Source organism: Cellulomonas carbonis, assembly GCF_014636275.1.
Lineage (GTDB): Bacteria > Actinomycetota > Actinomycetes > Actinomycetales > Cellulomonadaceae > Actinotalea > Actinotalea carbonis.
Map to the genome: position 1 here is coordinate 759783 of NZ_BMEB01000001.1, position 19824 is coordinate 779606.

20 protein-coding genes are annotated in these 19824 nt (G+C 73.9%); 2 read left to right on the plus strand and 18 right to left on the minus strand.

Annotated features, from left to right (window positions below; all coding sequences use genetic code 11):
* Positions 1-5: 5 nt before the first annotated feature.
* The 6 genes from hisH to IEV86_RS17805 all read right to left on the minus strand — a co-directional run bounded on the left by hisH (position 6) and on the right by IEV86_RS17805 (position 4665).
* Complete coding sequence (hisH, locus tag IEV86_RS03515; RefSeq protein WP_043609687.1) at positions 6-647, minus strand: imidazole glycerol phosphate synthase subunit HisH; 642 nt, start codon at positions 645-647, stop codon at positions 6-8.
* 103 nt (positions 648-750) lie between these two features.
* Positions 751-1203 (minus strand): hypothetical protein, encoded by a 453-nt coding sequence (locus tag IEV86_RS03520; protein WP_043609685.1) that lies wholly within the window; start codon positions 1201-1203, stop codon positions 751-753.
* Entirely contained in the window at positions 1200-1811 is a 612-nt protein-coding gene (hisB, locus tag IEV86_RS03525; protein ID WP_043609681.1) for an imidazoleglycerol-phosphate dehydratase HisB, read from the minus strand. The genes IEV86_RS03520 and hisB overlap by 4 nt, the downstream gene beginning before the upstream one ends.
* Positions 1808-2926 carry a histidinol-phosphate transaminase gene (locus IEV86_RS03530; protein ID WP_043609679.1) on the minus strand — a complete coding sequence of 373 codons (1119 nt, stop codon included), beginning with the start codon at positions 2924-2926 and terminating at the stop codon, positions 1808-1810. The genes hisB and IEV86_RS03530 overlap by 4 nt, the downstream gene beginning before the upstream one ends.
* Before the next feature lie 53 nt (positions 2927-2979).
* A complete protein-coding gene (locus IEV86_RS03535; RefSeq protein WP_043609678.1) occupies positions 2980-3612 on the minus strand; it encodes a YgjV family protein in 633 nt (210 codons plus the stop codon).
* Between the two features lie 81 nt (positions 3613-3693).
* Positions 3694-4665 (minus strand): alpha/beta hydrolase, encoded by a 972-nt coding sequence (locus tag IEV86_RS17805; RefSeq protein WP_229734451.1) that lies wholly within the window; start codon positions 4663-4665, stop codon positions 3694-3696.
* A gap of 85 nt (positions 4666-4750) precedes the next feature.
* On the opposite strand from IEV86_RS17805, the gene IEV86_RS03545 reads away from it, so the two are divergent.
* The gene (locus tag IEV86_RS03545; protein WP_043608273.1) at positions 4751-6934 is read left to right on the plus strand and encodes a RecQ family ATP-dependent DNA helicase; all 2184 of its coding nucleotides are present in this window, start codon (positions 4751-4753) and stop codon (positions 6932-6934) included.
* Between the two features lie 30 nt (positions 6935-6964).
* On the opposite strand, the gene hisD is transcribed toward IEV86_RS03545, so the two are convergent.
* Entirely contained in the window at positions 6965-8287 is a 1323-nt protein-coding gene (hisD, locus tag IEV86_RS03550) for a histidinol dehydrogenase (protein ID WP_043608280.1), read from the minus strand.
* Positions 8288-8409: 122 nt separating this feature from the next.
* Between hisD and IEV86_RS03555 the strand changes: the two genes are divergently transcribed.
* A complete protein-coding gene (locus IEV86_RS03555) occupies positions 8410-8631 on the plus strand; it encodes an RNA-binding S4 domain-containing protein (protein WP_043608271.1) in 222 nt (73 codons plus the stop codon).
* 23 nt (positions 8632-8654) lie between these two features.
* Here the strand turns inward: IEV86_RS03555 and IEV86_RS03560 are convergent, their stop codons facing one another.
* The 11 genes from IEV86_RS03560 to IEV86_RS03610 all read right to left on the minus strand — a co-directional run bounded on the left by IEV86_RS03560 (position 8655) and on the right by IEV86_RS03610 (position 19589).
* A complete protein-coding gene (locus tag IEV86_RS03560; protein ID WP_043608269.1) occupies positions 8655-9062 on the minus strand; it encodes a pyridoxamine 5'-phosphate oxidase family protein in 408 nt (135 codons plus the stop codon).
* Positions 9063-9069: 7 nt separating this feature from the next.
* Positions 9070-12615: a DNA polymerase III subunit alpha gene (gene dnaE, locus IEV86_RS03565; RefSeq protein WP_043608266.1), complete on the minus strand. Its 3546-nt coding sequence runs from the start codon at positions 12613-12615 to the stop codon at positions 9070-9072.
* Positions 12616-12756: 141 nt separating this feature from the next.
* The gene (locus IEV86_RS03570) at positions 12757-13677 is read right to left on the minus strand and encodes an RluA family pseudouridine synthase (protein WP_043608262.1); all 921 of its coding nucleotides are present in this window, start codon (positions 13675-13677) and stop codon (positions 12757-12759) included.
* A gap of 11 nt (positions 13678-13688) precedes the next feature.
* Entirely contained in the window at positions 13689-14228 is a 540-nt protein-coding gene (lspA, locus tag IEV86_RS03575) for a signal peptidase II (RefSeq protein ID WP_306460083.1), read from the minus strand.
* Between the two features lie 2 nt (positions 14229-14230).
* Positions 14231-14698, minus strand: coding sequence for a TraR/DksA family transcriptional regulator (locus IEV86_RS03580; protein WP_043608261.1), 468 nt, complete (start codon positions 14696-14698; stop codon positions 14231-14233).
* Positions 14699-14842: 144 nt separating this feature from the next.
* Positions 14843-15529: a DivIVA domain-containing protein gene (locus tag IEV86_RS03585; protein WP_043608259.1), complete on the minus strand. Its 687-nt coding sequence runs from the start codon at positions 15527-15529 to the stop codon at positions 14843-14845.
* Positions 15530-15714: 185 nt separating this feature from the next.
* Complete coding sequence (locus IEV86_RS03590; RefSeq protein ID WP_043608257.1) at positions 15715-16011, minus strand: YggT family protein; 297 nt, start codon at positions 16009-16011, stop codon at positions 15715-15717.
* Position 16012: 1 nt separating this feature from the next.
* Complete coding sequence (locus IEV86_RS03595) at positions 16013-16489, minus strand: cell division protein SepF (protein WP_043608256.1); 477 nt, start codon at positions 16487-16489, stop codon at positions 16013-16015.
* A 124-nt stretch (positions 16490-16613) separates the two neighbouring features.
* Positions 16614-17390 carry a peptidoglycan editing factor PgeF gene (gene pgeF, locus IEV86_RS03600; protein WP_043608250.1) on the minus strand — a complete coding sequence of 259 codons (777 nt, stop codon included), beginning with the start codon at positions 17388-17390 and terminating at the stop codon, positions 16614-16616.
* Positions 17387-18700 (minus strand): cell division protein FtsZ, encoded by a 1314-nt coding sequence (ftsZ, locus tag IEV86_RS03605; RefSeq protein WP_043608248.1) that lies wholly within the window; start codon positions 18698-18700, stop codon positions 17387-17389. Before ftsZ ends, pgeF begins: the two co-directional genes overlap by 4 nt.
* 133 nt (positions 18701-18833) lie before the next feature.
* The gene (locus IEV86_RS03610; protein WP_052426398.1) at positions 18834-19589 is read right to left on the minus strand and encodes a cell division protein FtsQ/DivIB; all 756 of its coding nucleotides are present in this window, start codon (positions 19587-19589) and stop codon (positions 18834-18836) included.
* Between the last annotated feature and the right edge of the window lie 235 nt (positions 19590-19824).

Genomic DNA, 19824 nt, shown 5'->3' on the forward strand with positions numbered 1-19824 from the left:
GGAGGTCAACGTCCTTCCAGGCTGGAGACCCAGTTCTCGAGCAGGTGGGCACCTGCGTCCCCGGACTTCTCGGGGTGGAACTGGGTCGCGGAGAGCGGGCCGTTCTCCACGGCGGCGACGAACCGGCCGCCGTGGTCGGCCCAGGTGACGCGCGGCGGCGTGAACCGGCCACCGCCGAGCGGCGCGAACGACCGCGCGGCGTAGGAGTGCACGAAGTAGAAGTACTCGTCCTCGATGCCGGCGAACAGCGTCGACCCCTCGGGCACGTCGACCGTCGACCAGCCCATGTGCGGGACCACGGGGGCCTCGAGCCGGTCGACGACGCCGGGCCACTCACCGAGGCCCTCGGTCCCGACGCCGTGCTCCTCGCCGCGCTCGAACATCACCTGCATGCCGACGCAGATGCCCAGGACCGGCCGCCCGCCGGCGAGCCGCCGGTCGACGATCTGGTCACCGCGCACCGCCCGCAGGCCGTCCATGACGGCCGCGAACGCACCGACGCCCGGGACCACGAGGCCGTCCGCCTCGGCGGCGGCGACCGGGTCCGAGGTGAGCTCGACGTCGGCCCCCACGCGCTCGAGCGCGCGCACCGCCGAGCGGACGTTGCCGAAGCCGTAGTCGAGCACCACGACGCGAGGGGATGTCACCCGGGGAGTCTACAAAGCGGTGCCCGGGGGTCCCGGCGTCGTCCACGGCCGACCGACCCGGCGTGCGTCAGCGGTCGCGACGCTCGTCAGCCCGTGGCGCCCGTCAGCCCTTGCGGCGCGCGCGGGCCGCCGACGCGAGGAGCCGGACCGCCTTCCATCGCGAGACGCCGACCGACGTCGTCGCCTCGCCGAGGCCGTCGGCGGCCGACCGCCCGAGCAGGAAGGCCTCGACCTGGGGCGGCGCGCCGTCGAGCACGAGGGCGGGCGACAGCACGTCGCCCGCCTCGCCACGGCTCCAGCGCGACGCGGCGATGCGCCCGTCGCGCTGGACGAGGAGCAGCACCATGGCGTCCGCGAGCACCTGCGAGACCGCCGCCGCCGCGGTGTCGGGGGCGTCACCCGCCGTCTCGTGCAGCACCGCGAGCGCCCCGACGGGCGACGCGAACGCGTCAGCGGCGACCTTGCCGACGGCGCAGGCTGCCGCCAGCGCCTCGGGGTGGGCGACCTGGGTGAGGAGCACCGCGCGGGGGGCGAGGCCGCCGGGCGCGTCGCTCACAGCGCGCCCTTGGTCGACGGCACTCCCTCGACGCGCGGGTCGGGTGCGACGGCCGCACGCAGGGCCCTCGCCAGAGCCTTGAACTGCGCCTCCACGACGTGGTGCGGGTCGCGTCCCGCGAGGACCCGCATGTGGATGCAGATCCCCGCGTGGTGCGCGATGGACTCCAGGACGTGGCGCGTGAGGGACCCCGTGAAGTGGCCGCCGATGAGGTGGTACTCCTGCCCCGCGGGCTCACCCGAGTGCACCAGGTACGGCCGGCCGGACACGTCGACGACCGCCTGGGCGAGCGCCTCGTCGAGCGGCACGAGCGCGTCGCCGAAGCGCGCGATGCCGACCTTGTCGCCGAGCGCCTGGCGCAGCGCCTCCCCCAGCACGATCGCGACGTCCTCGACGGTGTGGTGCGCGTCGATGTGCGTGTCACCGGTCGCGCGCACGGTCAGGTCGACGAGCGAGTGCTTGCCGAGCGCCGTGAGCATGTGGTCGTAGAACGGCACCGACGTCGAGATGTCGGTGCGTCCGGTCCCGTCGAGGTCGAGCTCGACGAGGACGGTCGACTCGGACGTGCTCCGCTCGATGCGGGCCGTCCGGGCGGGCGTCGGGTTCACAGCTGGGCCACCTCCACCAGGGCGGCGCGGAACGCCGCCATCTCCTCCGGTGTGCCGATCGACACCCGGAGCCACCCCCGCGGTCCGGTCTCCCGGATCAGGACGCCGCGGTCGAGCAGACCCTGCCAGACGGCGTGCCGGTCGTCGAACGTCCCGAACAGCACGAAGTTCGCGTCGCTGTCGGCCACCGTCAGGCCACGCGACCGCAGCCAGGCGACGGTCGCGTCCCGTTCGTCGCGCAGCGAGCCCACCTGGGCCATGAGGGCCGCGGAGTGCGCGAGGGCCGCGCGCGCGACCGCCTGCGTGACCGCCGAGAGGTGGTAGGGCAGGCGCACGACGCGCAGCGCGTCGACGAGCGACCGGTCGGCGACCAGGTAGCCGACCCGTGCGCCGGCCAGCCCGAACGCCTTGGACATCGTCCGGCTCACGGCGAGCGACGGGTGCCGCTCGAGGAGCTCCAGCGCGGACGGGGTGCCCGCGCGGCGGAACTCGCCGTAGGCCTCGTCGACGACGACGACGCAGCCTCCCGCGACGCCGTCGGCGGCATCGAGGACCTCCTCGACCTCGTCCAGGGGCAGGGCCGTCCCCGTCGGGTTGTTGGGGCTCGCCAGCAGGATCACCGAGGGCTGGTGCTCGGCGACCTGCGCGCGGACGTGCTCGAGGTCCAGCGTGAAGTCGTCCGCACGCCGTCCCGCGACCCACCGCGTCGAGGTGTCGCGCGCGTACTCGGGGTACATCGAGTAGGTCGGCGCGAACGACAGGGCCGTGCGCCCGGGTCCGCCGAAGGCCTGGAGCAGGTGCAGCATGACCTCGTTCGAGCCGTTCGCGGCCCAGACCTGGTCGGGCCGGGGACGCACGCCCGACTCGACCCCGAGGTAGGTGGCGAGATCCGCGCGCAGCGCGGCGAAGTCCCGGTCGGGGTACCGGTTGAGCCCTCGCGCGGCGTCGGCCACCGCCGCCGCGATCTCCGCGACGACCGCGTCCGACGGGGGGTACGGGTTCTCGTTGACGTTGAGCAGCACCGGCACGTCGAGCTGCGGCGCGCCGTACGGCTCGAGGCCGCGCAGCTCGTCGCGCAGCGGCAGTCGGGAGGCGGCCGGGAGCGGGGCTGTCACGGCCCCGATGGTAGCGACGGCGTGCTGCCGCGGTCGGCGACGTCCGAGGGGCGTCAGGCGGCCAGGTGCAGGACCCGGCGCCCGTCCTCGCGCACGAAGCCGACGGTCTCCAGGTACCGCTCGGAGCTCGTCATGCCCGGGGACGCGACGACCGTGCGCGTCCCGAGGTCCGCGAACGGACCGTCGGGTCGGAACACGAACTCGCCCGGCGTGAAGTCGCGGTAGGGCGGCAGGACGTAGTCGAGGACGACCTGCTGCTCGTCGGGCCGGTCACCGGTGCGCGTGAGGACGACGCCGACGACCTGGTCGCCGGTCGTGACGACGAACGCGTGCTCGGCGTCGCGGACGGGGTCGTCCGCGGGCAGCTCGGGGTTGAACGTCGCGATGTCCCGGCGGTGGCGGTCCAGGAGGCGGCGCAGGAACGGCTCGGCGACGCCCATGACGACGGCCTCGTACGCGCGCGCGTCGTGACGCTCGCGCAGCAGGCGCGCCATGACCCAGAGGTTGATGCCGACCAGGACGACGTTCATCGCGACCATGGGCCACACGCCGACCACGGCGTTGTACCCGATCAGCACCGCGCACGAGATCGTGTTGAGGACGCGGAACCGCATGACGCGGGTCTGCAGCAGCGAGATGACGAGCACGGCCGAGCCGAGCCAGCCGACGGCGTCGACGACGTCCACCAGGGTCTCCTTCCGGGTGTGCGCCCTCGCGCACCGACGCGTGATCCTACGGCCGCCTCGCCCCCACCGGCGGGACCACGGTCAGGGTGCGCCGACCGCCTCGCGCAGCCACGCGAGCACCACGTCGCCCACGACCGACGGGTCGAGCACCTCGAGGTGGTCGACGCCGGGCAGCACCTCGACGGCGGTGTCGTGCCCGCCCGCACGGAGCGCGTCCGCGAGCCCGAGCGTGGACGACGGAGGGACGACGCGGTCGTCGGCGCCGTGCACGAGCAGGACCGGCAGCTCCGGCCGCAGGGCCGCGTGCCGCAGCGGGTCGGCCGCGGCCCACGCGGCGGGGTCCTCGTCCGGTGGGAGCGGGAGCAGGTCGTACGCGAAGCGCTCCGCGCGGACGAGGTCGTACGGCCCTGCCAGCCCGACCACAGCGTCGGCGTCGCGCGCCTCGTGCGGGCACGGCTCCGCCTCGGGCGTGCCGGGGCGGGGTGTCGGGCTGGGTGTCGAGCGGGGTGTCGCCGTCGGTTCGAGCGGTCCCGGCGCGCCGTCGAGGCCGACCAGGACGGCGAGGTGCGCGCCCGCGGAGTGGCCGAGGACCGTGACCGGGACGTCGGGCACGGCCGTCGCGGCGAAACCGACCGCGCACGCCACGTCGTTCGCCGGGACCGGGAAGTGGTCGCCCGTCGAGGACGTCCCGTACGTGATGGTCACCGTCGCGACCGCCGCCGCGGCGAGGTGCTCGGCGAGCGGCCGCAGGCCGGTCGGGTCCGCGGTGCGCCAGCCCCCGCCGGGGACGAGGACGACGACGGCGCGCGCGCCGGCGGGCACCTCGACGCGTGCGCCTCGGCCGGGACGGTACTCGGTCCAGCCGCCCGGCGAGGTGGCGCCCGTGCCCGCGGGCGCCGGCTCCGTCGGCCCGGCCGGGTCGTCGGCGGTCGCGGCCGCACCGGGCGGCGGCTCGGCACGGGGGTCGGAGGTGCACGCGCCGGCGCTCAGCACCACGGCGACCGCGACGGCGCGCAGGGTCGCTGCTCGTCCGCTCCTGCGTCGAGGTCGCACACGGCCACTGTGCCAGCCCGGACGGGAGCGCAGGGGCAGACGGCCGGGGCGGGACGTGTCAGGCCCGGCTGGCACACTCGCCCGGGTGACGTCACCCACCGTCCTCGACCGCTCGGCGCTGCGTGACCGCGCCGAGGAGATCTTGCGCGCGCTCGTCGGACGGGAGGACGCGGCCCTGCGCGAGGACCAGTGGGTCGCGGTCGAGGCCCTCGTCGCCGACCGCCGACGTGCGCTCGTCGTGCAGCGGACCGGCTGGGGGAAGTCGGCCGTGTACTTCGTCGCCACCGGGCTGCTGCGGGCCACCGGCGCCGGACCGACGGTGATCGTCTCGCCGCTGCTGGCGCTCATGCGCAACCAGGTCGCCGCGGCGCGCCGGGCCGGGATCCGCGCCGAGACCATCAACTCGGCGAACACCGCGGAGTGGGACCAGGTCCTGGAGCGGGTCGGCTCGGGGGCGACCGACGTGCTGCTCGTCTCGCCGGAGCGGCTGACCAACCCCGGCTTCCGCGACGAGGTGCTCCCCCACCTCGCCCGCACGACGGGTCTCCTCGTCGTCGACGAGGCGCACTGCGTGTCTGACTGGGGTCACGACTTCCGGCCCGACTACCGACGGATCCGCGACCTGCTCGTACGGCTCCCGGCCGGCACGCCCGTGCTGGCGACGACCGCGACCGCGAACGCACGCGTGAGCCTCGACGTCGCGGAGCAGCTCGGCGTCGAGGAGATGTCCCCGCGGCCCGGTGGTGCGGGGTCGGGAGGCGGGAGCTCGCGCGCCGACGTGCTGGTCCAGCGGGGTCCGCTGGACCGGCCCAGCCTCCACCTGTCCGTCGTCGAGCTCGGCGACCAGGCGGCCCGGGTCGCCTGGCTCGCCCGGACCCTGCCCCAGCTCGAGGGCTCCGGCATCGTCTACTGCCTCACCGTCGCGGCGGCCGAGCAGGTCGCCGCCCACCTCCGCTCGACCGGGCTCGCGGTCCGCAGCTACACCGGCAGGACCGAGCCGGCCGAGCGCGAGCAGTGCGAGGAGGACCTCCAGGCCAACCGTGTCAAGGCGCTCGTCGCCACGTCGGCGCTCGGGATGGGGTTCGACAAGCCCGACCTCGGCTTCGTGGTCCACCTCGGCGCGCCGTCGTCGCCGATCGCCTACTACCAGCAGGTCGGGCGCGCGGGGCGAGCGACCCGGCGCGCCGACGTCGTCCTGCTCCCCGGACCCGAGGACCAGGCGATCTGGGACTGGTTCGCGTCGACCGCCTTCCCACCCGAGCACCAGGTGCGTGCCACGCTCGACGCGCTCGCGACGGCGGGGCGCCCGCTCTCGACGGCCGCGCTCGAACCGCGTGTCGACCTGCGTCGATCGCGCCTCGAGCTCCTGCTCAAGGTGCTCGACGTCGACGGAGCGGTGCGGCGCGTGCCCGGCGGGTGGACCACGACGGGCGAGCCGTGGCACCACGACGCGGCGCGGTATGCCCGGGTCGACGCCGCGCGGCGGGCCGAGGAGGAGCTCATGCGGCAGTACGTCGCCGGGCCCCGCTGCCGGATGGCGTTCCTCCGGGCTGCGCTCGACGACCCGGAGCTCGCGGAGGACCCCGACTGGACGTGCGGGCGGTGCGACCGCTGCGCGGGACCCCCTCCGTGGTCGGCCCCCTCCGACGACGAGGTCGCTGGCGCCCGGGCGCGCCTGGCTGCTCCCGGGGAGGACCTCCTGCCACGGCGTCAGTGGCCCACCGGGATGGACACGCTCGGGGTGTCGCTGAGCGGTCGGATCCCGGCCGACGAGCAGGCCGCTCCGGGCCGAGCCGTCGCACGGCTCGACGCGCTCGGGCACGGGACGGCACTGCGTGAGCTGTTCGACCCCCGTACGCCGGACGGACCGGTCCCCGTGGCGTTGCGGCAGGCCGTGCGCCAGGTCCTGCAGGCGTGGGCACCCGAGGTCGACGGGGTCGTCGTCGTGGCGTCGCAGGCGCGCCCGACGCTCGTCGAGCACCTGGCGGCCGGAGCCGCCGGAGTGCTCGGCGTCCCCCTCGTCGGGACCCTGCGACCCGTTGACGGGATGCCTGCCGCACGGCACGACGTCAACTCGGCACAACGACTCGCCGGCGTCGCCCGCCGGCTCGAGCTGGACCTCGGAGCCGCTGCCGCCGGCCTCCCCGGCCGGTCGGTGCTCCTCGTGGACGACCGCGTCGACAGCGGGTGGACGCTGACCGTGGCGACCCGCCTGCTCCGTCGTGCAGGGGCAGCCGCGGTCCACCCGTTCGTGCTCGGCGTCGGCTGACCCGACGGGCCCGCCGACGCGCCGCCGACGTCAGCTGAGTCGGACGCGCACGGCCTCGGCGTGCGCGGGGAGGTCCTCGTCCTCGGCGAGCGCGCCGATGCGGTCGGCGACCTCCGCGAGGGCGTCCCGGTCGTACTCGACCACCTGGACGGGACGCAGGAAGCTGTGGACCCCGAGCCCGCTCGCGTAGTGCGCGCAACCGCCGGTGGGCAGCACGTGGTTCGAGCCGGCCATGTAGTCCCCGAGCGACACCGGCGACCACGCGCCGACGAACACGGCGCCCGCGCTCGTCACGCGGTCCGCGACGGCCGCCGCGTCGGCGGTCTGGATCTCGAGGTGCTCGGCACCGTAGGCGTTGACGACACGCAGCCCCTGCTCGACGTCGTCCACCAGCACGGTGGCCGACTGCGGTCCGGCCAGCGCGGTGGCGACGCGCTCGCTGTGCCGCGTCGCAGCGACGGCCCCCGGCAGCAGAGCGTCGACGGCGTCCGCGAGCCCGGTCGAGTCCGTTACGAGGACCGACGCCGAGGTCGGTCCGTGCTCGGCCTGCGAGACGAGGTCCGCGACGACGTGCGTCGGGTCGGCGGTCGCGTCGGCGAGGATCGCGATCTCGGTGGGACCCGCCTCCGAGTCGATGCCGACGACCCCTCGGACGATGCGCTTCGCGGCCGTGACGTACTGGTTGCCAGGTCCCGTGATCACGTCGACGGGCTCGCACAGAACGTCACCGTCGGCGTCCGTCTCGCCCGACGCGCCGTACGCGAGCATCGCCACCGCCTGGGCACCACCGACCGCGTACACCTCCTCGACGCCGAGGAGGTGGCACGCGGCGAGGATCGTGGGGTGCGGGAGCCCGCCGTTGTCGCGCTGCGGCGGGCTCACGACGACGAGCGACGCGACCCCCGCCTCCTGCGCCGGGACCACGTTCATGACGACCGACGACGGGTACACCGCGAGACCGCCGGGCACGTAGAGACCGACCCGCCGCACGGGGAGCCACCGCTGGCGCACCTGGGCGCCCGGCGCCACGTCGACCACCAGGTCGGAGGGGACCTGGGCGGCGTGGACCAGCCGGACGCGCCGGATGGTCTCGTCGAGGGCGGCCCGCACCGCCGGGTCCAGACCGCGCACCGCGTCCGCGAGCACCTCGGCGGGGACCCTCAGGTGGTCCGGACGCACGCCGTCGAACCGCTCGGCGAGGTCCCGCAGCGCCGCGGCACCGCGATGCCGCACGTCCTCGACGAGGGGCGCGACCTGGGCCACGGCCCCCTCGACGTCGAGCTCGGGGCGAGGCAGGGTCTCGGTCAGCTCACGCGGGGTCAGGAAGCGTCCGCGCAGGTCGATGCGGGAGATGGTCACCCCGGCATGGTACGTGGGCCGACCCGCCCGACCGTTGGTCGCCCGGGGACCGGGACGCCCGGCGCATCCTCCGCCCGAGGTCGCCACCGGACGCCCAGGGCTGGGAGACTCACGGCGTGGACGCACGCATCGTGGACGTGGACGGCGAGATCCGACTCGGTCAGCTGCTCAAGCTGGCCGGCGTCGCCGAGAGCGGGTCGCACGCGCGGTCCCTCCTGGGCGAGGGCGAGGTCACGGTCAACGGCGAGCCCGAGACGCGCCGCGGCCGTCAGCTGGCGCCCGGCGACGTCGTCGTCGTCAGCCTGCCTGGCGGTGACGAGGAGATCCGGGTCCGTTGAGGGGCCGCCGCTGACCCGCCGGGTCAGCGGGTCATGTACGTCGAGCCCATCACGCGGTCGACCGTGAGCCGCAGGACGACCCGACGCGGGTCCTCCTTGAGCTCGCGATAGCGCCGTGCGTACCGACGCATCGCCTCGAGCACCTCGTCCCGCTCGCGGGACACGGTGATGCTGCCCTCGAAGGTGAGCCACCGCCCGCCCTCGACCTGGCAGACCGCGGCGCGGGCCGTCCCACCGACGGCCTCGTGGTGCTCGATGTTGCGCACCTTCGCCGACGTGACGCGGGTGGTGATCCGCAGGACCCCCTGGTCGGGGTCCCACGTGAAGCCCACCGGGACCACGTGGGGGGTCCCGTCGGGTCGCAGGGTCGTCAGCGTCGCCAGGTGACGCTCGGTCACGAAGACGTGCTGCTCGGGCGTGAGGCTCACCATGACGCGCTCAGGTCCCTGCCGCGGCGAGGCACGCGGGGCCGAGCAGCGCCTTGAGGTCCCCGAACAGCGCGGGCGACCGCTCGATCCGGAGTCCCTCGTCGAGGCGCATCACGGTCGACCGGCCGGGCTGGGTGAGCTTGAGGTGGACCTCGGTGACCCCCGGGTGCGTCGCGAGGATCTCGCGCAGGCGCTCGACGACCGGCGGCGTGCAGCGCGACACGGGCAGCGTGATCGTCACCGGCGTCGTCTCGACGGCGGACACGTCGGGTAGAGAGACCTCGACCGCCTGGAGCTGCATCGTCTCGTCGCGTCGTCGCACACGGCCGCGGATCGTCACGACCGCGTCGGCCGCGAGCACCGTGGAGTAGGCCAGGTAGGTCTCGCCGAAGAACATGACCTCGACCGAGCCGTCCATGTCCTCGAGCGTCACGGCCGCCCACGGGTTGCCGTTCTTCGACATCTTGCGCTGGAGCGACGTGATGAGCCCGCACACCGTGACCATCGAGCCCTCGGCACGGGCCTCGTCCGCCGTGAGCGCGGCGATCGAGCAGTCGGCCGCGGACGCGAGCACGTGCTCGAGCCCCGAGAGCGGGTGGTCGGAGACGTAGAGGCCGAGCATCTCGCGCTCGAAGGCGAGGCGTTGCTTCTTGTCCCAGTCCGGTACGTCGGGCACCTCGACGCTGAACGACAGCCCGTCCTCGTCACCGCCGCCGAAGCCCGCGAAGAGGTCGAACTGGCCCTCGGCCTCGCGCCGCTTGACCCCGACGACGGCGTCGACGGCCTGCTCGTGGACGAGCAGGAGCGCGCGCCGGCTCGGCGAGAGCGAGTCGAAGGCACCCGCCTTGACGAGCGACTCGATCGTGCGCTTGTTGCAGACCACCGCGGGGACCTTGTCCAGGAAGTCCTGGAACGACGTGAAGTCGCCCTTCTCCTCCCGGGCCGCGACGATCGCGTCGACGACGTTCGCACCGACGTTCCGGACCGCCGTCAGGCCGAACCGGATGTCCGCACCCACGGCGGTGAAGTTCGCCGCGGAGGAGTTGACGTCGGGCGGGAGGACCGTGATGCCCATCCGGCGGCACTCGCCGAGGTACAGGGCCGACTTGTCCTTGTCGTCACGGACGCTCGTGAGCAGACCCGCCATGTACTCGGTCGGGTAGTTCGCCTTGAGGTACGCGGTCCAGTACGAGACGACGCCGTACGCGGCCGAGTGCGCCTTGTTGAACGCGTAGCCCGCGAACGGGACCAGGGTGTCCCACACGGCCTGGATCGCTGCGTCGGAGTACCCACGCTCGCGCATGCCCGCCTGGAACGGCACGAACTCCTTGTCGAGGATCTCCTTCTTCTTCTTGCCCATCGCGCGGCGCAGCAGGTCGGCCTGGCCGAGGCTGTAGCCCGCGAGGATCTGGGCCGCGCGCTGGACCTGCTCCTGGTAGACGATCAGGCCGTACGTCTCGTCGAGCACCTCCGCGAGCGGGGCCTCGAGCTCCGGGTGGATCGGCGTGATCTTCTGCAGGCCGTTCTTGCGGAGCGCGTAGTTCGTGTGCGAGTTCATGCCCATCGGGCCCGGGCGGTACAGGGCGATGACGGCCGAGATGTCCTCGAAGTTGTCGGGGCGCATCTGGCGCAGGAGCGAGCGCATCGGCCCGCCGTCGAGCTGGAACACGCCGAGCGTGTCACCGCGTCCGAGCAGCTCGTACGTCGCGCGGTCGTCGAGCGGCAGCGACTCGACCTCGATCGGGTCCTTGCCGTTCGCGACGATGTTCGCGAGCGCGTCGTCGAGGATCGTGAGGTTCCGCAGCCCGAGGAAGTCCATCTTGATCAGGCCGAGGCCCTCACAGGTGGGGTAGTCGAACTGCGTGATGATCGCCCCGTCCTGCGGGCGGCGCATGATCGGGATGATGTCGATGAGCGGGTCGCTCGACATGATGACGCCGGCGGCGTGCACACCCCACTGCCGCTTGAGGCCCTCGATGCCCTGGGCGAGCTCCACGACGCGCTGCGCGTCCGGGTCGGCGGCGTGGAGCTGGCGGAACTCCTCCGCCTCCGGGAACCGGGGGTCCTTCGGGTCGAAGATGCCCGAGAGGGAGATGTCCTTGCCCATGACGGCCGGCGGCATCGCCTTGGTGAGCTTCTCCCCCATCGCGAACGGGAAGCCGAGGAGGCGCGAGGAGTCCTTGAGGGCCTGCTTGGCCTTGATGGTCCCGTAGGTGACGATCTGGGCGACGCGCTCGTCGCCGTACTTCTCGGTGACGTAGCGGATCACCTCGCCGCGCCGACGCTCGTCGAAGTCGATGTCGACGTCGGGCATCGAGACGCGCTCCGGGTTGAGGAAGCGCTCGAAGATCAGGCCGTGCTCGAGGGGGTCGAGCTCGGTGATGCCCATCGCGTACGAGGCCATCGAGCCCGCGGCGGAGCCACGGCCGGGACCCACGCGGATGCCGTTGTCCTTGGCCCAGTTGATGAAGTCGGCGACCACGAGGAAGTACCCGGGGAAGCCCATCTGGGTGATGACGCCCGTCTCGTAGTCCGCCTGCGTGCGGACCTTGTCCGGGACACCGCCGGGGTAGCGCTTGGCGAGGCCACGCTCGACCTCCTTGACGAACCAGCTCGTCTCGTCCTCGCCCGGCGGCAGCGGGAACCGCGGCATGTAGTTGGCCGACGTGTTGAAGCTGACGTCGCACTGCTCGGCGATGAGGAGCGTGCTGTCGCACGCCTCGGGCAGCTCCCGCCAGATGCGTCGCATCTCCTCGGCCGACTTGACGTAGTAGCCGTCGCCGTCGAACTTGAAGCGGTCGGGGTCCGCGAGCGTCGAACCCGAGTTGATGCACAGGAGCGCCTCCTGGAAGTGCGCGTCCTCCTGCTTCGTGTAGTGCAGGTCGTTCGTCGCCACGAGCGGCGCGCCGATCTCCTGCGCGATCCGCAGGAGGTCCTTCTGCACGCGCGTCTCGATGTCGAGCCCGTGGTCCATGAGCTCGACGTAGAAGTACTCCTTGCCGAAGATGTCCTGCAGCTCGCCCGCCGCGCGGAGCGCCTCGTCGTACTGACCCAGGCGCAGCCGCGTCTGGATCTCCCCCGACGGGCAGCCCGACGACGCGATCAGGCCCGACGCGTACGTCGAGAGCAGGTCGCGGTCCATACGGGGCCACTTGCCCATCTGGCCCTCGAGCGACGCGAGCGAGCTCGCGCGGAAGAGGTTGTGCAGGCCCTCGTTGTTCCGTGCCCACATCGTCAGGTGGGTGTAGGCGCCGCTCGCCGAGACGTCGTCGTCCTTCTGGTGGGCCTCACCCCACCGCACGCGCGTGCGGTCGAAGCGGCTCGTGCCCGGCGTGACGTACGCCTCGACGCCGAGGATCGGCTTGATGCCGGCCGAGCGGGCCTTGCTCCAGAAGTCGAACGCGCCGAACAGGAAGCCGTGGTCCGTGGTCGCCATCGCGGTCTGGCCGAGCCGGTTGGCCTCCGCGAAGAGCGCGTCGAGCTTCGCGGCACCGTCGAGCATCGAGTACTCGGTGTGCACGTGGAGGTGGACGAAGTCCGATCCAGGTGCGGGCATGCGGACGATTCTAGGTGGCGTCCCCGACACGGCCCGGACCGCGAGCGGCGCGGCGGCGCGAGGCCTCCGTGACAGCCGTCACGCGCGTCGGGCCGGCGGGCGCCGGTGGTCCGGCCGCCCGACCCACGTCCGTGCGAGGGGTCAGCGGTAGCCCTCGGAGAGCACGGACCACGCGTGCGCCAGGTCGTCCGGGTACCGGCTGGTCACCTCGACGCGCGCACCCGTCACGGGGTGGTCGAAGGCGAGACGCATCGCGTGGAGCCACTGGCGCGTCAGGCCGAGCCGGGCGGCCAGCGTGGGGTCCGCGCCGTACGTGACGTCGCCCACGCAGGGGTGCCTCAGGGCCGCCATGTGCACCCGGATCTGGTGCGTCCGCCCGGTCTCCAGGTGCACCTCGACGAGAGAGGCGTTGGGCACCATCTCGAGCACCTCGTAGTGCGTCACGGACGGCTTGCCGTCCGCGGTGACCGCGAACTTGTAGTCCGCGGACGGGTGGCGGCCGATGGGCGCGTCGACGGTGCCGACGGTCGGCTCGGGATGGCCCTGCACGACCGCGTGGTAGACCTTGTCGACCGTCCGCTCCTTGAAGGCGCGCTTGAGGCCCGAGTACGCCAGCTCGCTCTTCGCGACGACCATCAGCCCCGACGTCCCGACGTCGAGTCGGTGCACGACCCCCTGCCGCTCGGCCGCACCCGACGTCGCGACGCGGAAGCCTGCGGCCGCGAGGGCGCCCACGACGGTCGGCCCGGTCCACCCGGGTGACGGGTGCGCGGCCACACCCACGGGCTTGTCGACCACGACGAGGTGCTCGTCCTCGAGCACGACGCGCATCCCGGGGACCGGCTCGGGCGCGGCGGCGGGCGCCTCGACGCGGTCGAGGGCCGAGACGTCGACCTCGAGCCACGAGCCGGTGGTGAGCCGGTCGGACTTGCCGACGGCGCGGCCGTCGAGCGTCACGGCACCGGCCTCGGCGAGCTCGGCGGCGCGGGTGCGCGAGACGCCGAGGAGGCGCGACAGCCCGGCGTCGACACGGTCGCCCGCGAGCCCGTCGGGCACGGGCATGGCACGTGCGCTCACGACGTCGGGCCCGCGTCCTCGGCGACGACGCGCTCGGGCTCGTGCCCGCCCTCGCGCGACCCGTCGACCCCGACACCGCGCATCGACAGGAGCACGATCAGGCCCGCGGCGACGACGATCGCGATGTCGGCAACGTTGCCGACGAACAGCTCGCCGTACGCGATGAAGTCCACGACGTGCCCCACCGCGAAGCCCGGCTCGCGCAGCAGCCGGTCGAGGAGGTTGCCGACGGCACCGCCGAGCAGCAGCCCGAGCGCGACCGCCCACGCACGCGACCCGAGCCGGGTCGCGATCCGCAGGACGACGACGGTCACGGCGACCGCGGCGACCGTGAAGACCCACGTCATGCCCGTCGCGATGCTCAGCGCCGCGCCCGGGTTGTACAGGAGGGTGAGCCCGAGCAGGTCACCGACGACCGGGATGCGCTCCCCCTCGGACAGCGACGCGACGGCCCACACCTTGGTGAGCTGGTCGACGACCAGGACGACGAGCGCCAGTCCGAGCAGGAGCCCGAGGAGGCGGCGACTGCGGTGCACGCTCAGCGACGCTCCTGACGGGCCTTGCAGGTGACGCACAGGGTGGCCCGGGGGAAGGCCTGCAGGCGTGCCTTGCCGATGGGACCCCCGCACGACTCGCACGTGCCGAAGCCGGCCGAGCCGAGGCGCTCGAGCGCGTGCAGGTTCTGCTCGAGGAGGTCACGCGTGTTGTTGACGAGCGTGAGCTCCTGCTCGCGCTCGAGCGCGCTCGATCCCGAGTCGGCCTGGTCGTCGCCGGACCCCTCACCGGAGTTGCGCAGCAGCGCCGAGAGCTCGGCGTCGGCCGCCGCGAGCTCGGCCCGCAGGCGGTCGACCTCGACCGCGATCTCGGTCGCGATCGCCTCGACCTCCTCGACCGTCCAGGGCTCCTCACCGTCCCGGACGGGGAAGGAGTCCACGAGCTCGGCGATGCGGGACGTGTCGGGTACGGCGGGGCCCTGAGCAGGGCCCACCGTGTCGTCGATGGCCATGGTGCTCCTCGGTGTGAAGGGTCACGCGAGACTAGACCGCAGGGGCACCACGCACAACGCACCACCCCGCGAGGCGGGATGGTGCGTCGTACGGTCGGCGCGTGAGGCCGGGCGGCTCACGCCACGGGGACGGCTGGTCGGCGGTCAGCCGTTGAACTGCAGACCCTGCTCGCCGGCTCCCTGACGGGGCGCGACGCTGGCACCGCGGGCGTCGAGGTCGCCCAGCAGGTTCTCGAGGTAGCTCTTGAGGCGCGTCCGGTAGTCGCGCTCGAACACGCGGAGCTCGTCGATCTTGCGCTCGAGGAGGCTGCGCTCCTGCTCGAGGGCCGAGAGCGTGCGGGTCGAGGTCTCCTCGGCCTCGCGCACGATGCGCGTCGCCTGGGACTTGGCCTCGGTGATGATCCGCTCGCCCTCCTCCTGGCCGCTGCGCACGTAGTCGTCGTGCAGCTTCTGGGCCAGCTGGAGCATCCCCGTCGCCGACTCGGGCTCGCTGACCCGCTGCGGCGCGGGTGCAGCGGCGGCCGCCACGGGTGCGGGCGCGGGCGCCGGGGTGGGCTCGGGTTGACGGACGGGCTCGGGCTCCGGCTGCGGCGCGGGGGCCGGGGCGGCCGCCGGTGCGGGCTGCGCGGCACCCGCGCGGCTCAGCTCGGCGACGCGGCGCTCCGCCGCCGCGAGCTTGCTCTTGAGCTCGTCGTTCTCGGCCGTGACCGCACGCAGCGTGTTGACGACCTCGTCGAGGAAGTCGTCGACCTCGTCCTGGTCGTAGCCCTCGCGGAACTTCGTGGCCTGGAACTTCTTGTTCAGGACGTCGTCTGCGGTCAGCAGAGCCATGCTGTCACCTCGGGTTGATCGTGCTGGTCGGGCCCGGCAGTCCGCCGACCGCCTCGCCTCACGGTAGCGGATCCCCTCGTCGCCGCACGCGGCGGTCGTCCGCTCGGCGGACGGCGTGTCGGCGCGGGCCCGTGATCAGCGCCGTTACGTCCGTGTTCGTCCCCGCCCCGAGGGGGCGGCCCCGGTCAGGAGCGGTTGGCGAGCGCCTGGAGCACCCCGAGGAGGATCGAGCACGCGAACGCCACGATGATGAACGCGAGGTCGAGCCGGATGCTGCCGAGCGTCAGGGGCGGCACGACGCGGCGCACCGCACGCAGCGGCGGGTCGGTCACGGTGTAGGTCGCCTCCGCGACGACCAGGACGACACCCCGGGGCCGCCAGTCGCGAGCGAAGACCTGGATCCAGTCGAGCACGAGGCGGACGAAGAGCAGCAGGAAGAAGACCAGGACGACCAGGTACAGGACGCCGAAGACGAGATCCACGTCAGCTCTGGTTGTAGAAGCCCGAGCGCGGCTCGCCGCCGGCGACGTGGTCCTCGCCCGCGACCTCGACGTGCTCCGGCGAGAGCAGGAAGACCTTCGAGGTCACGCGCTCGATGGCGCCGTGCAGGCCGAAGATCAGGCCCGCCGAGAAGTCGACGAGCCGCTTGGCGTCCGCGTCGGTCATCTCCGACAGGTTCATGATCACCGGCGTGCCCGACCGGAAGGCCTCGCCGATCGTCCGTGCGTCGTTGTACGAGCGCGGGTGGATCGTCGTGATCCGGCGCAGCTCGGCCGGGGGTGCGACGTGCTCGACCGCACGAGGCGTGCGGTGCAGCGGCGTGACCTCGGCCTCGTACTCCTGCGCCACGTCGTACTCCTCGCCGTCGTACGCGTCGTCGTACTCGTCGACGTGCGTGCCCTGCCGGTCGTCCTCGGCGAGCCCGAGGTACAGCATCGTCTTGCGCAGCGCTCCGGCCATGAGGCCTCCATCCCACCAACGACGGTCCAGGTGGACCGCTGCCCGCGGGCTGCGATCCGGTCGAGGGCCACGCTAGCCGCGCGCCCTCACCCACCCTGCGACGACACGCCGCGCGCGGCTCACGTCACGAGCGGGCCGTCGACGGGAGTACGCGCACGACGCCCGCCACGCGCCCGACCGGACGGACGAGCCCGCGCACGGCCGCAGGCACCGCACCGCCGGTCGCCGCGCGGTGCGAGAACCAGCGGACGTCCTCGATCGTGCACGCGCCCGACATCGCGACCCGCGCCACGCCCGCACGGTCGAGCTGGGCCCGCACCGCGGCGGGCAGGTCCAGGGCCGGCGTCCCCCAGGACGTCGTCGACCACGCCTCGGGCACGACCGCCGCGACCTCGTCGCGCAGGGCGGCCGGGACCTCGTAGCAGCCGCCGCAGGCGGCCGGCCCCACGACGGCGCGCACCGCGGCCGGCTCGGCCCCGAGCGACGCCATGACCTCGACCGCGCGGGTCACCACGTCGGCCACGACCCCGCGCCGACCGGCGTGGACGGCCGCGACGACGCCCGCGGCCCGCTCGGCGAGCAGGACCGGGACGCAGTCGGCCACGACGACGCCGAGCGCGACACCCGGGTGCGCCGTGACGAGCGCGTCGGCCTCGGCGACGACCTCGTCGGCCGCGCCGGGCACCCCGTCGACGACGTGCACCGCGGCCCCGTGCACCTGACGCGCGAAGGCCACACGGGTGCCCGCCCACGCGTCGACCGACCCCCGGACGGCCCGGACCCGGACCGGGTCGTCACCGACCGCCGAGCCGATGTTCCCCGTCGCGACGGTCGTGAACGCGCAGCGGACGCCCGGTCCCAGGTCGACGAGGACCAGGGACCGGGCGTCCGCGTCCGTCACGGGGTGTTCTTGAGGAAGTCGGGCAGGTCGAGGTCGTCCGTCCGACGGGCCGTGCGCTCCTCGAACACGCGCGGGACCTCGACCGGGGCGGCCGGCGACGCGTGCGCCGGGCCCTCCTCGCGCTCGTCCCCGAGGAAGGACGGTGCGGCGCCGGGCACCGGGCGGGCGTCCTCACCGACCGGCGTGGGTCGGACCTCCGGGACGTACGACGGCACGCCCTCGGCGGCACGCCACCCCTCGGCACCCCCGGGCGGCGACGCCGGCAGGTCGGCGGGCGCCGGGCGCGCTGCGTGCCGCTCGGGCGAGGCCGCACGCGCGCCGCTGACCTGACCCAGCGCGCGGTCGTCCTTACGCGTGACGGGCGACCCGCTGTCGAAGCCGGCGGCGATCACCGTGACGCGGACCTCGTCGCCGAGCGCGTCGTCGATGACGGCACCGAAGATGATGTTCGCCTCGGGGTGCGCCGCCTCCTGGACGAGGCGGGCCGCCTCGTTGATCTCGAACAGGCCGAGGTCGGAGCCGCCCTGGATCGACAGCAGCACGCCGTGCGCGCCGTCGATGCTCGCCTCGAGCAGGGGCGACGAGATCGCGAGCTCCGCGGCCTGGACCGCCCGGTCGTCGCCGCGTGCCGAGCCGATACCCATGAGCGCGCTGCCCGCGCCCTGCATGACGCTCTTGACGTCCGCGAAGTCGAGGTTGATGAGGCCGGGCGTCGTGATCAGGTCGGTGATCCCCTGGACGCCCGAGAGCAGGACCTGGTCCGCCGAGTGGAAGGCGTCGAGGACCGACACCGACCGGTCGGAGATCGACAGGAGGCGGTCGTTCGGGATGACGATGAGCGTGTCGACCTCGGACCGGAGCGCGTCGATGCCCTTCTCGGCCTGCACCGACCGCCGACGACCCTCGAACGTGAACGGCCGGGTCACGACGCCGATGGTCAGCGCGCCCAGCGACCGCGCGATGCGCGCGACGACGGGCGCTCCCCCGGTCCCGGTGCCACCGCCCTCGCCGGCCGTCACGAAGACCATGTCCGCACCGCGCAGGACGTCCTCGATCTCCTCGGCGTGGTCCTCGGCGGCGTTGCGGCCGACCTCCGGGTCGGCACCCGCCCCGAGCCCCCGCGTGAGCTCCCGGCCGACGTCGAGCTTGACGTCGGCGTCGGACATCAGCAGGGCCTGGGCGTCGGTGTTGATCGCGATGAACTCGACGCCCTTGAGGCCGACCTCGATCATGCGGTTCACGGCGTTGACGCCGCCACCACCGATGCCGACCACCTTGATGACCGCCAGGTAGTTCTGGGGTGCTGCCACGTCGGTGCCTTCCGTCGGGGGTCCAACCCTCAAGTTCAGGTAGAGGGTTAGAGTTATGTCAGATGTGCTGTCGAACGACGACGCTAGGTGCCCTCCGGCGACCCGGCAACGACCGCGCGCGCGTGTCGCGCGATCAGGAGCGGGTGATCGGCAGGGTCGGTGCCGAGACGTCGATCACCGACGCCGACCGGCCCGCCTCGGTCGCCCGGAGCGTGAGCAAGACGCGTCCCTTCAGCGCCGAGCGGTCCGCGCTCCCCCACTCGACCACGGTGCCGTCGGCGAGGTCGAGGCGCACCGTGTCACGGCTGCGGGCCGAGACCCCGACGAGCTCGGCACGGAGCTCGTCCGGCAGCTGCTCGAGCACGCCCAGGACCGCGGTGATCGTCCGCGCGTCGCCGTCGAGCGGCACGTCGACCACCGGCAGACCCGCGGGCGGCTCCTGCGCGCTGCCGACCCGCACGCCCTCGCGGTCCAGGAGCGCGAAGCCCGTCGAGGCGTCGGGGACGGCTGCGACCGGCTCGCGCGAGACCAGCACGACGCGCAGGCCGTGCGGCCAGCGTCGCGTCACCTCGGCGGCCCGGACACCCGGAACACCCAGGACCTGCCGGCGCAGCCCGACCGTGTCCAGGCGCGGCAGCGGCACGCCGTCGTAGGCCGCGACGACGTCGGTCACGTGGGTCGGCTCGACGACCGTGCCCTGCCCCTCGACGACCACCTCGTCCACGTCGAGTGCGAGCAGCGGCGAACCGAGCAGGACCCAGCCGACGACGGCCACGGCCGCCGCGACCGACCCGGCGACGACCGCGCGCCGTCGGGTGAGCCGCCGTCGCACACGCACCCGCTCCGCGAACCGCTCGGCCGACCGGGTCGAGACCACGGCCGGCCGCACGGGCCGCCACGCGCGGTCGGGGACCGGAGCGCCCGCCGCCTGCGCCGGCACCGCCTCGCGCGAGGCCGCGCCTCGGCCCTCGCCCGGTCCCGACGCCGTCGGGTCGCCCCCCGTGGAGGTCCGTGCACCGGTCGGCACCTCCGCCGTCGGCGCCGGAGCCGACGCGGACCGGGGTGACGCGGGGCGGGGTGAGCCGGGGCGCGACGAGCCCGCGGCCGCGGGACCGGCGGGCGGA